Consider the following 12,944-nt stretch of genomic DNA (forward strand, 5'->3'; position numbering starts at 1 on the left):
GTCTGGATAACCATAAGCAAGATAAATGCCAACTACAGCGCGCTGTATTCACTCACGTTTTTTCATCCCGGCTGGTCGCAAAAGCGACAATGTCGACATCGCCAGGCGGCTAGATCCGATAGACCAGCACGCGCTGGCACCAGCGCTCCTTGTAGCCACGGTCGGCACGACCGAACGAATAGCGCAGGGGCTTGCCAAGCGCGCGCGCGTCTTGCCAGGCGGCTTGCGTATTGATGAAGCTCAAGACGCTGCCGGGGCTGAAATCACGAGTTTGCGGATCGAACCCGCCGTTGATGTATTCGAGCGAAATCCACTTCGGCGCTTCGACCCGATAGAGGATCTGGATGGCCATCGGCTGCTCGTCGCGCAGCAGAACGGCGCCGGTCATGAACTCACGCAGCAGCGCAAAGACTTCGCCGAGATGCGCCTTGTCCCTGGGGGAAAAGCCCCACCGGCGCTCGAACAGGTCGGCATAGATGGCCGCCTGCTGCAGCGGCGAAAAATCGAGCATCGGGCGCACGCAGCCCCCCGCTTCCTCGAGCAGACGCAGCTCGCGCCGCTGGTTGTAACGAAACTTCTTCGAGTACTCCTCGGGCGTGCGTGCCAGCGCCAGACCTTCCGGCTGTGCCTTCAGGCGGCTGCTGACCTGCCCGGCATTGAGGTCGGAGACGTAAGACATGCGCTGCCGCACCGGAACACAGGCCTGTGCGGCGATCGGCAAGATAACCTCGGCATTGCCCAGATCGAACGCGCCGCGCAGGCGGCGTTCTTTCAGCACCTCCTTGGACAGCGCGAGATGGCTCCCCCAGCAGGGAACCGCGGCCAGCAGTTCGCCGCCCGCGAACCAGCCGAGGTAACGCACAGGCATCCGCGCCAGACCAGCCAGCCGCTCGACGATGACCGGGTGAGTGGCGACGCTGCCACCGAAATGCTGCCAGGCTTGCGCATAAGCGGCGGCATCGATTTGCGTCCAGCCACGCTCTCGCCAGGCGCGCAGCAGATTCAACATGCACGTTCCTGCGCCGGAGCAGAGGCATCGCCGCCGATTACCCATTGGCCGTCATCCCACATGATGCTTCGAGCGATCCTCGCCGAGAGAGAAAAGGAGAGAATGTACCTCTTTTGCCTCTGGGCTGGCAGGCACCGGCGACCGAAAGGGGGTAATGTCATGGCTGGCAGCGACGGCCGCTGTCGATCGCAAAGGGTTGCATCGCAGTGCGGATCGTGGACAATGCGGGTATCGCCTCCGGCATCGCCGGGCAGGCTCCCTATCAGAGAGGTGGCAGATCTTGGCTGTGAAGAGTCAACCCGGCGGTGTCAAGGGCGACACTCTGCGGGTTGCCGCCAGGCGGCCACACCGGGAAACGTGTCCTGCTCTTCGGCAACGGCGTCGAGTGGCATGACAGAGGCCGGTGAACCCCTGATCAGCGTCATCGTTCCGGCGTACAACTACGCTCATCTGCTGCCGCGCGCGCTCGAATCGGTACTCACGCAGCAGACGGCGGACGTGGAACTGATCGTGGTCAACGACGGCTCGACGGACCATACCGGCGAGGTGCTGGCGGAATACGCCGCCCGCTACGCCCGCTTGCGGGTGATCCAACAGGTGAATGCGGGTGCCGCCGCCGCCCGCAATCACGGGATACGCGTCGCGCGCGGAGCTTATGCGCTCCTGCTGGACGCTGACGATGAGCTGACTCCGGATGCCTTGGCGACCTTGCGCGCCGTAGTGGCGAAGCATCCTGCCGCGGGCATGGTCCTGGGCGCGCAGATTTCCGTTTATCCGGACGGTCGCGAACGCCTGCACAGGCCGACGCCGGTGCCTGCCGCTTCGCCCTTGCAATTGGCCAAGCGCTACCTGCTCGACAGACGCATCTCGATTTCGCACGGTTGCTCGTTGTTTCGCCGTGATTTGCTGCTCCAGCGTCCCTATCCGGAGTGCCTGCGCGCCGGCGAGGACATTGCGGTGTTTGCCTATCTGCTGGTCAGTGCCCCGGTCGCCACCACCGACCAAGCGCTGGCGCGGATCCACAAACATCCTGACAGCCTGCGGCACGAGCGGACGAATGAAGAGGAGCGCGCCGCCATCATGGTGCGTGAATTGTTCGCCGGACTGCCCGTCGAATGTCAGTCGCTGCGCCAACGCTACGAGGCGAAACGCCAATTGTCGCTGTTTCGCGCTGCTCTGCAGGCGGATGATCGGCCCACGGCGAGACGTTTCTATCGTTCGGCGCTGCGCCTGAGCTTTTTCCAAGCTTTGCGCTGGAGGTATTTACGCAAAGCCATTCGCGCCCTCACCTGATCACGAATCAACTATCCACGCTTTGCGCAGAGTGCCTTGATGCCTGATTTCCCTAGACTGCCGGGCCGGGTTTCGCCACCGACACTGGCTTTCCTTGGCAGCCTGTTGCTGTCCTTGATCGCGGTGTCCGGCACGGTTATCGTTGGCCGGGACGCAGGGCTTTACCTCCATGTCGCGCAGCAGGCTGTCGACCAGGGACCCAGGGTCGCCTACCAGCTTTTCAACTGGCCCTGGTTTTCTTTCCTGCTGGCGGGAACTCACTGGTTTCTTGGCCTGCCACTGGAACTGACCGCAACCCTGTGGTGTGCAGGCTTCATGGGCGGCACCTGCGCCTTGCTGGTCGCCGTGACGCAACGATTCGCGGTTGGCAGCGGCTACTGGGCATGCCTCGTCGTGTGGTCGCTGCCGGCGTTCAACCAGTTTCGCGACGACATCATCCGAGAGCAAGGATTCTGGTTCTTCTGCATTCTGGCTTTGTTCCTGGCACTGCGCTGGCTGGAGCGCGACGGCTGGCTGCGGGCGGCCGCGGTGCAGCTTGCGATTGCCTGCGCCGCGCTCTTCCGCCTGGAGGCGGTGCTCTTGCTGCCGGTTCTGTGCTTTTGCCTGCTGGCTGAACTGCCTGCACGTCGCGTCTGGTTGATGCTGCTGCAGCTCAACGCCTTGCCGCTTGCTGCCGGCCTGATCGGGCTGATCGGCCTGTTCGCCGGCGAGGGGAGTTCGCAGCCGCGGGTGGCCTTTTACCTGGAGATGCTCGATCCGCGCAAGCTAGAGACGCAGTTCGATTTGATGGCCAACCGATTTGCCACAGCAGCACTTGAGAAATACTCCGCGAAGGATGCCCGCGAGATCATTTTCTATGGCCTGTCGCTCACCCTGCTGATGAAGTTCTTCGTCCTCAACGGGCCGTTCTCCCTACCGCTGTTGTACCGCGCAAGCTGGCGCGGCCTGCGTGACTATTGGCGAGAGCTGAAGCCCTTTGCCTGGAGCTGGCTGGCGTACTTCTGTGTCTTGATGGTCTTCTTTGTTCAACAACGCTTCATCAATTCGCGTTATGTCAGCTTCCTGAATCTGCTCGCCGTGCCCTTCCTGACCGTCGCGGCAATGCTTTTTTTCCGGCACTTTCCGCGCTGGTCGCGAGTATTCATGGTCCTGATAGCCCTCGTTACACTGCATAACGTGGTTTCGTTCGGCGCCAAGAAAACGCACTACCTGGAGGCGGCGACTTGGGTGTCGCAACATACGCAGCCTGCGGATGCCATATTTTATGCCGATTCACGAATCGCCTATTACGCCGGCAGAGGATTCCCGCGGCCAGACGTCACTGCCGAACAAGTGTTGGCTGCCGGGCAAGGAGACGAGTTTCGTTATCTCGTGCTGACCACAAAACCTGACGATCCGGCTCTTCAGCTCTGGATGGCCGCACAGCACAAGCGGATTCTGACCCAGTTCGCCAATCGCAAGGGAGACGCCGTGCTGATCATCGGCGACTGAGTGCTCAACGCCATGGTGGCCGGCTGGCTGCGTCTCCTCACGGAGCACGCAGCCAGCGTGCGCTCAGGTTTGACCCACGGCTTCCTCCTCCAGCGAGGGATAGTCGATGTAACCTCTGGCGCCGCCCTTGTAGATTGTCTTTGCATTCAGGGGTGCCAGCGGCGCCCCGAGGCGCAGACGCTCGACCAGATCTGGATTGGCGATGAAGTGCTTGCCAAAGGCGACCAGGTCACCGCAGTCGGCGCGTAGCGCGGCTTCCGCACGCTGACGGTCAAAACCGCCGCAGAGGATCATGGTCCTGGAGTAGCACGACCGCAGGTGCTGCAGCAGATCATTTTGCGCATCGTGCATCCAGCTCGCTGACTGGTCATAGACGTGCAAATAGCCAATCCCCAGCCGGTCGAGCTGACAGGCCAGATAGCCATAGGTGAACAGCGGGTCCGGGTCGGGCTTCATTTCGTGCGCCGTACCCAGCGGCGATATACGCACGCCGACACGCGCCTTGCCGACCGCGTCGGCGACGGCGTCCGCGGTTTCGAGGAGGAAGCGCCAGCGATCCTCCGTCGTGCCGCCGTACTCATCGGTACGGTCGTTGAGATACGGGCAGCGGAACTGGTCGAACAGATAGCCGTTCGCAGCATGGATTTCGACCCCGTCGAAACCGGCGGACATCGCGTTGTCTGCGGCACGCGCGAAATCGCCGACGATCGCCTTGACTTCGCCGGTCGCCAGCGCGCGCGGTGGGTCGCAGCGAACCAGCACGGGCTCACTGGTCCCGGCCAGGATCGGTACCCGGTCATCGCGCAGGCAGAGCGTGCTCGGTCCGACGGGTGGCGACCCGTCGACACGCAAGCTGCAATGGCCGACACGCCCGACATGCCAGAGCTGCAGGTAGATGCGGCCGTTGGCGCGATGCACCGCCCTGGTGACATTTCTCCAGCCGGCGATCTGCGCTTCGCTGTAGATCCCGGGCGTCCGCGCACAGCCGCGTGCCTGCGGAGAAACCGGCGTCCCTTCGGCAATGATCAGGCCGCCGGAGGCGCGCTGTGCATAGTACCGGGCAGTTAATGCCGTCGGTGCGAGTTGCCCGTCGCTCGCGCGGTTACGGTTCATCGGCGCCATGACGACGCGGTTCGGCAGCAAGAGCCCGCCGAGCGAACAACGAGAAAACAGAATTCTGGACATTGTAGGTGTACCTCCGTTGATGCCTGTACCGGTTACCATTCAAGCTGGAATCGACAGGAGAATGTTGCCTTCCGCACGTGTCGGCTTGATGGCAGCGGCGAGGCCCGGTCAGTGATCGCGGGCACTCCCTGGGCAGAAACCCGCAGCCCGGGAGCAGTCCGCAAAATAACTCCTGGGCTGGTCTGTAAAGCGACTCTGACGCCGAGTTGGCGTACGGCGTTCCCCAGCAGCCCCGAAATGGCGACCGGTCGCCACTGCGTGGCGAGGACTTTGACCAAGGTTCACCAAACGCGTCACCGGGAAAGGCGTTGACCTTCGACACATGAAACAAAGTTGCTGTCCACCGGTGTTCGTGCTGGACACGCTGCGTTTTGCGCGCGCGGACCGGTTACCCCCTTCGAGACTGACCCCTTGCGAATGAACAAAAACCTGCTCCCAGGTGCCCAGCCCCCTGGAGAACAAATTTACCGGGAAACAAGTGCAATTTCTTCTTGACACAGGGGGCCGCTCTCGCCATATATTTAGATGATTGCGTAGCAGAAGAGAGCAGTTCAGACAAGTCGGGGGACAACGTGAAGATCAAACGAATCTATTTTCTGGTACCAGACGTCAAAGTGGCCGAGACGATAGTGGATGAGTTGCTCCTGGCGCGCGTCGAGGAGAGGCACATGCATATCCTGGCCAGGCGTGACACAGAGTTACATGCACTTCCTGAAGCCTCGATGTTGCAAAAATCCGATTTCGTTCCGGCAGTCCATCGCGGACTGGCGCTGGGGGGAGCCGTGGGTGTGTTGGCTGGCCTGGTTGGCCTGGCGCTCACGCCAGGCGCGGTGGTCATCGCCGGCGGCATTTTGCTGGGTTCCAGCCTTGCCGGTGCAGGAGTCGGCGCCTGGTTGAGCGGGATGGTGGGTCTGAGCGTCGGCAACACGCGGCACAAGAAATTCGAAGACGCTATCGAGCGAGGCGAACTCCTGATGCTCATCGACGTGCCGATATCACGCGTGCCGGAAATCAGCGAACTGATCCAGAAGCATCACCCGGAAGCGGAACTGGAAGGTACCGAGCCGAATATCCCTTCATTTCCGTGAGCAGCGTTCCTGCTCGGCTGGTCGTTGCCTGCCGGGCGGAATGCGACGTGCGCCAGTTACGGCATCACTGACTTTCGCGGTGTTCAGGGTACGGTGCGGGAATCATTCACCTACCCAGTGCCCTGACTTGCCGCCGACCTTTTCCAGCAGGCGAATGCCTTCGATGCGCATCCCGCGGTCAGCCGCTTTGCACATGTCGTAGATGGTCAGCAAGCCGATACTGGCGGCACAAAGCGCTTCCATCTCGACGCCGGTGCGGCCGAAGCATTCGGCACGGGTCAGACAATGCACCGCATTGGCCTCGCCGTCGATCGCGAAATCGACCGAGACTTTGGTCAGGGCGATCGGGTGACACAGGGGGATCAGCTCAGCCGTGCGCTTGGCGCCCTGAATCGCGGCGACGCGAGCGACGCCGAGAACGTCACCTTTCGTGGCCGAACCGGCAATGATCAGAGCGAGGGTTTCCGGCTTCATCAGGATGCTGCCGACAGCACTTGCCTGGCGGTGCGTGGCGGCCTTTTCGCCGACGTCGACCATCTGCGCCTGGCCGTGGGCGTCGAAGTGGGTGAGCGGGCTAAGGGGCATGGGTTTCACTGCCGAAGGTGGGAGAACTCGCCGGAGCACACGCGGCAAGAGGGATGATGATTACCTGAAGACGACGGTAACGCTTGGTAACGCGTGGTAACAATTCGACCGCTCAGGATTGAGTATCATAGCATCACCCTCGTCAGCACGTGCTGACGCTCACCCGGGAGTCGCCGCCTTGATCAGAATCGTTTTTGCCACCGTAGCGCTGGCCGTTCTCGCTTTGCTCGGCAGTCCCTCGCGGGGGCTGGCTGATGAGCTGCCGGATCTCGGCGAGGCGGCGCGTGCCGAGTTCTCGCCGCAACTCGAACGGAAGATCGGTGAGCGCATCTACAACGAAATCCGCTTGCACGAGCCGAGCTATGTGGACGATCCCGAGATCAGCGACTACCTGAATGCGCTCGGCAGCCGCCTGGTGGCCGGCAGCTTGAACCCGACAGGCAACGTTCACCTGTTTGCCGTTCGCGACGGCAGCGTCAACGCCTTCGCCATGTTTGGCGGCTTCATCGGCGTCAACACCGGAACCCTGCTGACCGCACAGTCGGAATCCGAACTGGCCGGCGTACTGGCCCATGAAATCTCGCATGTCATGCAGAATCACCTCGCCCGGCAAATCGCCCGCGAGAAACAGAACTCGATCGCCACGATGATCGCCATGGCGGTCGGTGTGCTTGCCGCCCGCTCCAACTCGCAGGTGGCGAGTGCGGCCATCGCCTCGGCGCAGGCCGGGTCGGTTCAGGCCCAACTGGCCTACAGTCGCGATTTTGAACGCGAGGCTGATCGCGTGGGCTTCCAGACGATGACCAATGCCGGTTACGATGCGCAGGGCATGGGCGACTTCTTTGGCCGTCTACAGCAAGCGGGGCGGGTGTACGAGAACAACGCGCCGGTCTATATGCGCTCGCATCCGCTGACCCTCGAACGTATCTCGGATATGCAGAACCGGGCGCAAAATGCGCCCTATCGGCAAGTGGCCGACAGCCTTGACTTCCAGCTCGTCCGGGCCAAGCTCAGGGCACAAATGGTCGCTCCTGCCGATGCGGTCAGCGAGTTCAGCAAGCAGTTGCGTGACAGGAAATATGCCTCCGAGGCGGCGACCCGCTACGGCCTGGCGTATGCGCTGTGGAAGGCCAAGGATGTGGCCGCTGCGCAGCGCGAAGTCGATGCGCTCATCGCGCTCAAGGTATCGTCGCCCATGATCGCCGGCCTGGCAGCCGAGATCAGGATGGCCGCCGCCGATTTGCCCGGCGCATTGACCATCTACCGCGACGCCCTGCAGCGCTATCCCCAGTCCACGGCGCTGATCTATGGCTATGCCGAAGCGCTGATCGCCGCCGGCCACTACGGACAGAGTCTGACGTTTCTTGAGGCACAGTTGCAGCTCCATGGTTCGGACTACAAGCTGTACGGCCTGCAGGCGAGAACTTTTTCGGCGGCCGGCAAGCGCCTGCAGCAGCACCGTGCTCAGGCCGAGTACTATCTCCTGCAGGGACAGTTGATGCCGGCCGTAGAACAGTTGCAGTTCGCGCAAAAAGCGACTGATGGAAACTTCTTCGAACAGTCGGCAGTGGACGCGCGCCTGCGCGAATTGCGCAAGCTGCAGGCGGAAGAGGCCAAAGAGAAGAAGAATGGCGGCTACAATGTACCCTAGTTTTGTTCTGGACCAGACCATGCATTTCGACCGAGAACTCGATGTCAAAGGGCTGAATTGCCCGCTGCCCATTCTGCGCACCAAGAAAGCACTCGCCGGGATGTCTTCCGGCGAAGTGCTGCACGTTCTGGCTACCGATCCAGGTTCAGTCAAGGATTTTCAGGCCTTCGCCAGGCAGACCGGCAATGATCTCCTCTCTTCCGCTGAGATGAACGACGTCTTTGAGTATTATCTCAAGCGCAAGTAAAGGGCCGTTTCGGTGGCTGTAGCACCAGCGGCCGCCCGGATGATGGCGCGCAATCCGGCACCCCGGGCCGCAGACGTCCAGCTCAGCGAGTGATGCCCCTCGGCACCGATTTTGCGCTGTTTGATGGCGATGATGGCAGCGTCCTGCTGTTGACCGAACGGCGCCGATCCTGGCAAATCGAGGTCGCCGACGATCCGGCGGTGGTTTTCAGGGCGATCGAAGCCTCGCTTGCTGCCGGCCAGTGGGTCGCCTTGGCTGCCGACTACGCGCTCGGCGCCAGCTTCGAAGCGGCCGTTGCGCCAGCCCTGTGCGGCCGTCCGGTGTTGCGCGCCTGGGAGTTCGCCGAGGGCCAATGGCTCGATGCGAGAGCGGTGGGCGAGTTCCTGGCCGATCAACTGGCGGCCTTGCCCGAGTATCTGCGTCCGGCGGGAATCGCCGGGCTGTCTCTTGGCCTGGACGCGGCGAAACATGCCGCACTGGTCAGGCGGATCTGTCGCTGGATCGCCGATGGCGATTGCTACCAGATCAACCTCACCTTTCCGCTGACCTTCGAGATCTACGGCCATCCGCTGGCGCTCTATGCTGGCCTGCGCGAACGCCAGCCGGTCCGCTATGGTGGCTATGTCTGCACGCCGGAAGAGACGATCCTGTCCTTCTCGCCGGAATTGTTCTTCGCGCGCTGTGGCAATCGCGTACTGATGCGGCCGATGAAGGGCACCGCAGCGCGTGGCCGCACGCGGCTGGAAGATGACGCCAAACGGGCCGCACTGCTCGCTTCGGCCAAGGAGCGTGCCGAGAACATCATGATTGTCGATCTGCTGCGCAATGACCTGGGCCGTCTGGCGCGGCCGGGAAAAGTAAGCGTCGAAGCGCTGTGTACCGCGGAGGCTTATCCGACGCTCTGGCAACTGGTATCGACGGTGGTCGCGGATCTGCCTGGGGCATGCCTGGCGGACCTGTTCGGCGCGCTGTTCCCCTGCGGGTCGATCACCGGCGCGCCGAAGATACGAGCAATGCAGCGTATTGCCGAGTTGGAGGAATCACCGCGCGGGCTGTATACCGGGGCGCTGGGGTGGCTGGCGCCGGATGGTGACTGCCGCTTCAATGTCGCCATCCGGACCATTGAGTTGCAGCCAGATCGGGGACCACAGCGGAGCCCATGGCGCCAGGCGAGACTCGGCGTCGGGAGCGGCATCGTGGCCGACGCGGACGCAGCGCGCGAGTACGCGGAGTGCCTTTTGAAAGCGCGCTTTCTGACCGCTTTCGATCCGCGCTTCGAGCTGCTCGAAACGCTGCGCCTGGAAGGCGGCGCCTATTCATTGCTGGTGTTTCATCTCGAGCGTCTGCAGGCCTCGGCGCGGACGCTCGGTTTTTCCTGTACGCTGCCGGCCGTTTCTGCCGCACTGGCCGCCGAAGCCGCCTGTCGGCCGAGCGGCGTGTTTCGCGTTCGTCTGACGTTGGCGCATGACGGCCGCTGCCATGTCGTGTCGTCACCTCTGGAGGTCCATCAAGAGAAACCGTGGCACGTGCTCCTGGCGGCTGAAACGCTGGCTGACGATGACTATCTCCTGCGCCACAAGACGACGGCACGTGCCCGCTATGATCGCGTCCTGGCGGCACTGGCCGACCGGCCGACGGTGTTCGACGCGATCTTCCTGAATTCACGCGGCGAGGTTTGCGAAGGGGCGCGCAGCAACGTTTTTGTCGAGCGCAACGGGGTATTGCTGACGCCGCCTCTGGCCTGCGGCCTGCTTCCCGGAGTCATGCGAAGAACGCTGCTCGAGTCAGGCCGCGCCGTCGAGAAGGTGCTGCGGATCGAGGATTTGTGGCCGCGGTCTGTCTTGTATGTGGGCAATGCCTTGCGCGGCCTGCTGCCGGTCGTCCTGGAGCGCTGACCGCTGCCAGGACGCATGGGCGAAACCTCCCGGCAAGGGAGGGAAATGGTCATGACTTTGATGATCGGCCGTGTATCGAGAAGTGATGACCGTTTGGGCTAGTCCAGATTCCCGACCATGAGTTGAACCACGGCGCTCAGCGCCGATGTATGCTGCCTCCTACGCAAGAACCGCATTTCGTTACCGCTCGCGCGGCGGTGTTGCCTGGCCTGGAAGGGGCGCTCATGAACCTAGAGAAAGTGGTTTTCGGTTTCTTCATCGTTTTGGCCGCCACGCTGAACTTCGGCTTCTTCCTCGGCGAGATCGACCAACCGCTGCACCATCACATCTACGAGCTGTTTGCCGCGATCGTCGTCAACCTGATTGCCACCGTGCTGAAGTTCGGCGATCGGACGCAGATTGGCGCGGTGCACCTGTCGACCAGTCTGGTCGCCGACCTGCAGCTCGTTGCGGCGGCGTGCGTGTGGGCTTTCGCAATGCATGTGAGCGGCGATGGAATGTCCGCCGATGTCACCACCAGTGTCGTTTCACTGAGCGGTGGGGCGCTCTTTGCCAACGTCGTTTCGGTCGTCCTGCTGATTGTGGAAACCGTGATGTTGCGTCGCTGACGACTGCGGCGAAATGAACGCCAGCGTATTCTTCCTTGGGCTGCGGCGGATGCGCGCGCCGCTGATCGTGCTGATCGTCATCTATGCGCTGTCGACTCTCGGTCTGACGCTGGTTCCCGGCATCGACGCGCAAGGCCAACCGACGGCGCCGATGAGCTTCTTTCATGCCTTCTACTTCGTCAGCTATACGGCGACGACGATCGGTTTCGGCGAGTTGCCGAATGCCTTTTCCGATGCTCAGCGAATGTGGGTGACGGTATGCATCTACCTTTCGGTGGTCGGCTGGTCGTATTCGATCATCAGCCTGCTGGCGCTCGTCCAGGACAAGGGCTTCCAGCAGGTGTTGCTGAGCAGTCGTTTTGCCCGTCGCGTCAGGCAGTTGGGAGAGCCGTTCTATATCATCTGTGGGTGTGGCGAGACCGGCTTGCTGATCGCCCGTGCACTCGATCGGGAGGGCATCCGCGTCGTCGCGCTGGAGCGCGACGAGATGCGCATCCAGGAACTCGAACTGGAAGATTTCTCGGCCGACATTCTTGTCCTGGGTGCCGATGCGGCGCAGCCGCAGCACCTGTTGATGGCCGGATTGAAGCATCGCAGTTGTCGCGGCGTGCTGGCGATGACCGATGACGATGCGGCCAATCTTGCCGTGGCGATCAGCAGCCGGCTGATCAATCCACGTCTGCGGATCGTCGCCCGTGTTGCCAGTCCGTCGATCGAAGCCAACATGATGTCGTTCGGCACGCACTATGTGGTCAATCACTTCGAGAAGTTCGCCGACTATCTGGCACAGGCGATTCGTTCACCGGACTGGTTTCGTCTGGTCGACCTGCTCACCGGCCTGCCGGGTCGGGAAGTTCCCGAGCGCCACGACCCGCCCGTCGGCGACTGGGTAGTCTGCGGCTACGGGCGTTTCGGTCAGGCAGTGGTGCGCAATCTGCAGCGGCAAGGGGTCAGGCTGACGGTGATCGATCCGAATCCCGATTTGCCGATCGATGTCCACCACATCGTTGGCCAGGGCACGGAGGCGGAGCCGCTGCGGCAGGCCGGGGTCGAAGCCGCGGTGGGAATTGTCGCCGCCAGCGATAACGATACCAACAACCTGTCGATTGCCATGACCGCAATGGAGGTCAACCCGAAGCTGTTCGTCGTGGTACGTCAGAACAGCGTTGCCAATCAGATCCTGTTCGACGCCTACGATGCCGATTTCACGATGGTGCCGTCGCACATCGTGGCGCGCGAGTGCCTGGCACTGATCACCTCGCCGCTGCTGTCCCGCTTTCTTCGCCTCGTGCGTGCCTGGCCGGAGTCTCGTGCAGCAGGCGTCGTCAGCGATCTCGAGCGACTCTTCGACAAGCGGGTGCCGGTGGTCTGGGGCATTCGGCTGAATGCGGTGGACTCGCCGGCAGTGCATAGATTCCTGCTGTTCGAACAGGCGACGATGGCCTTGGACAGCTTGCGGCGCGATCCGGCGGATCGCCAGGAGTGGCTCGCGCTGCTGCCGCTGCTGCTGGTGCGCGATGGGTGCGACGACGAACTACCCGCCGACGCGACGATCCTGCAGGCGGGCGACGAAGTCCTGTTTGCCGGCACGCGGGCGGCAAAGGCGGCGCAGAATCTGACGCTCGACAATCGAACCGTGCTCGACTATGTGCTGACCGGTCAGGATACCCCAGGCTGGTTGTGGGGCTTGCTGAAGAAAAGGAAGTCCACCGGTGCCAACGAGAGCCCTTTGGGGTGACGGAGGAACGCCAACGACAGCGTTGCCGGTTCACAAAGCCGCCTGCCGTCTTGGTCATCGGGCGCTTTCCCAGGGTCAGCTCGAAGTGTCGCAACTCGCTCCTGACCAAAGCTCTCCGCCAAACCAACCCGCTGACGATCGCGCGCCACCTGCC

At 62.4% G+C, this 12,944-nt stretch carries 11 protein-coding genes; 8 read left to right on the forward strand and 3 right to left on the reverse strand.

Annotated features, from left to right (window positions below; all coding sequences use genetic code 11):
- Positions 1 to 109: 109 nt before the first annotated feature.
- Positions 110 to 1,009: a GNAT family N-acetyltransferase gene (locus ACCAA_RS14280; protein WP_186407911.1), complete on the reverse strand. Its 900-nt coding sequence runs from the start codon at positions 1,007 to 1,009 to the stop codon at positions 110 to 112.
- A gap of 390 nt (positions 1,010 to 1,399) precedes the next feature.
- On the opposite strand from ACCAA_RS14280, the gene ACCAA_RS14285 reads away from it, so the two are divergent.
- Positions 1,400 to 2,302 carry a glycosyltransferase family 2 protein gene (locus tag ACCAA_RS14285; RefSeq protein WP_186407912.1) on the forward strand — a complete coding sequence of 301 codons (903 nt, stop codon included), beginning with the start codon at positions 1,400 to 1,402 and terminating at the stop codon, positions 2,300 to 2,302.
- Positions 2,303 to 2,341: 39 nt separating this feature from the next.
- Positions 2,342 to 3,793: a hypothetical protein gene (locus ACCAA_RS14290; protein WP_186407913.1), complete on the forward strand. Its 1,452-nt coding sequence runs from the start codon at positions 2,342 to 2,344 to the stop codon at positions 3,791 to 3,793.
- A 63-nt stretch (positions 3,794 to 3,856) separates the two neighbouring features.
- Here the strand turns inward: ACCAA_RS14290 and ACCAA_RS14295 are convergent, their stop codons facing one another.
- Complete coding sequence (locus ACCAA_RS14295) at positions 3,857 to 4,978, reverse strand: alkene reductase (RefSeq protein WP_186407914.1); 1,122 nt, start codon at positions 4,976 to 4,978, stop codon at positions 3,857 to 3,859.
- Between the two features lie 578 nt (positions 4,979 to 5,556).
- Between ACCAA_RS14295 and ACCAA_RS14300 the strand changes: the two genes are divergently transcribed.
- Positions 5,557 to 6,066 (forward strand): DUF1269 domain-containing protein, encoded by a 510-nt coding sequence (locus ACCAA_RS14300; protein ID WP_186407969.1) that lies wholly within the window; start codon positions 5,557 to 5,559, stop codon positions 6,064 to 6,066.
- Positions 6,067 to 6,168: 102 nt separating this feature from the next.
- Here ACCAA_RS14300 and moaC read toward each other — a convergent pair whose 3' ends face one another.
- Complete coding sequence (moaC, locus tag ACCAA_RS14305; RefSeq protein WP_186407915.1) at positions 6,169 to 6,651, reverse strand: cyclic pyranopterin monophosphate synthase MoaC; 483 nt, start codon at positions 6,649 to 6,651, stop codon at positions 6,169 to 6,171.
- 178 nt (positions 6,652 to 6,829) lie between these two features.
- Between moaC and ACCAA_RS14310 the strand changes: the two genes are divergently transcribed.
- The 5 genes from ACCAA_RS14310 (at position 6,830) to ACCAA_RS14330 (ending at position 12,790) form a co-directional block, all read left to right on the forward strand.
- A complete protein-coding gene (locus ACCAA_RS14310; RefSeq protein ID WP_186407916.1) occupies positions 6,830 to 8,302 on the forward strand; it encodes a M48 family metalloprotease in 1,473 nt (490 codons plus the stop codon).
- A gap of 19 nt (positions 8,303 to 8,321) precedes the next feature.
- Entirely contained in the window at positions 8,322 to 8,549 is a 228-nt protein-coding gene (locus ACCAA_RS14315) for a sulfurtransferase TusA family protein (RefSeq protein ID WP_186407917.1), read from the forward strand.
- Positions 8,550 to 8,641: 92 nt separating this feature from the next.
- On the forward strand, positions 8,642 to 10,444 hold the full coding sequence (locus ACCAA_RS14320; RefSeq protein ID WP_186407918.1) for a chorismate-binding protein: 1,803 nt from the start codon (positions 8,642 to 8,644) through the stop codon (positions 10,442 to 10,444).
- Positions 10,445 to 10,668: 224 nt separating this feature from the next.
- A complete protein-coding gene (locus ACCAA_RS14325; RefSeq protein ID WP_186407919.1) occupies positions 10,669 to 11,052 on the forward strand; it encodes a DUF6394 family protein in 384 nt (127 codons plus the stop codon).
- 13 nt (positions 11,053 to 11,065) lie between these two features.
- Positions 11,066 to 12,790 (forward strand): potassium channel family protein, encoded by a 1,725-nt coding sequence (locus ACCAA_RS14330; RefSeq protein ID WP_186407920.1) that lies wholly within the window; start codon positions 11,066 to 11,068, stop codon positions 12,788 to 12,790.
- Positions 12,791 to 12,944 lie beyond the last annotated feature (154 nt).

It is taken from the genome of Candidatus Accumulibacter aalborgensis, assembly GCF_900089955.1.
In the GTDB taxonomy this organism is placed as follows: Bacteria; Pseudomonadota; Gammaproteobacteria; order Burkholderiales; family Rhodocyclaceae; genus Accumulibacter; species Accumulibacter aalborgensis.

Excerpts from the sequence above, each read along its gene's own strand:
- ACCAA_RS14280 (WP_186407911.1), bottom strand. The coding sequence starts at position 1,009 with ATGTTGAATCTGCTGCGCGCCTGGCGAGAGCGTGGCTGGACGCAAATC.
- ACCAA_RS14285 (WP_186407912.1), top strand. The coding sequence starts at position 1,400 with ATGACAGAGGCCGGTGAACCCCTGATCAGCGTCATCGTTCCGGCGTAC.
- ACCAA_RS14290 (WP_186407913.1), top strand. The coding sequence starts at position 2,342 with ATGCCTGATTTCCCTAGACTGCCGGGCCGGGTTTCGCCACCGACACTG.
- ACCAA_RS14295 (WP_186407914.1), bottom strand. The coding sequence starts at position 4,978 with ATGTCCAGAATTCTGTTTTCTCGTTGTTCGCTCGGCGGGCTCTTGCTG.
- moaC (WP_186407915.1), bottom strand. The coding sequence starts at position 6,651 with ATGCCCCTTAGCCCGCTCACCCACTTCGACGCCCACGGCCAGGCGCAG.
- ACCAA_RS14315 (WP_186407917.1), top strand. The coding sequence starts at position 8,322 with ATGCATTTCGACCGAGAACTCGATGTCAAAGGGCTGAATTGCCCGCTG.
- ACCAA_RS14320 (WP_186407918.1), top strand. The coding sequence starts at position 8,642 with ATGCCCCTCGGCACCGATTTTGCGCTGTTTGATGGCGATGATGGCAGC.
- ACCAA_RS14325 (WP_186407919.1), top strand. The coding sequence starts at position 10,669 with ATGAACCTAGAGAAAGTGGTTTTCGGTTTCTTCATCGTTTTGGCCGCC.
- ACCAA_RS14330 (WP_186407920.1), top strand. The coding sequence starts at position 11,066 with ATGAACGCCAGCGTATTCTTCCTTGGGCTGCGGCGGATGCGCGCGCCG.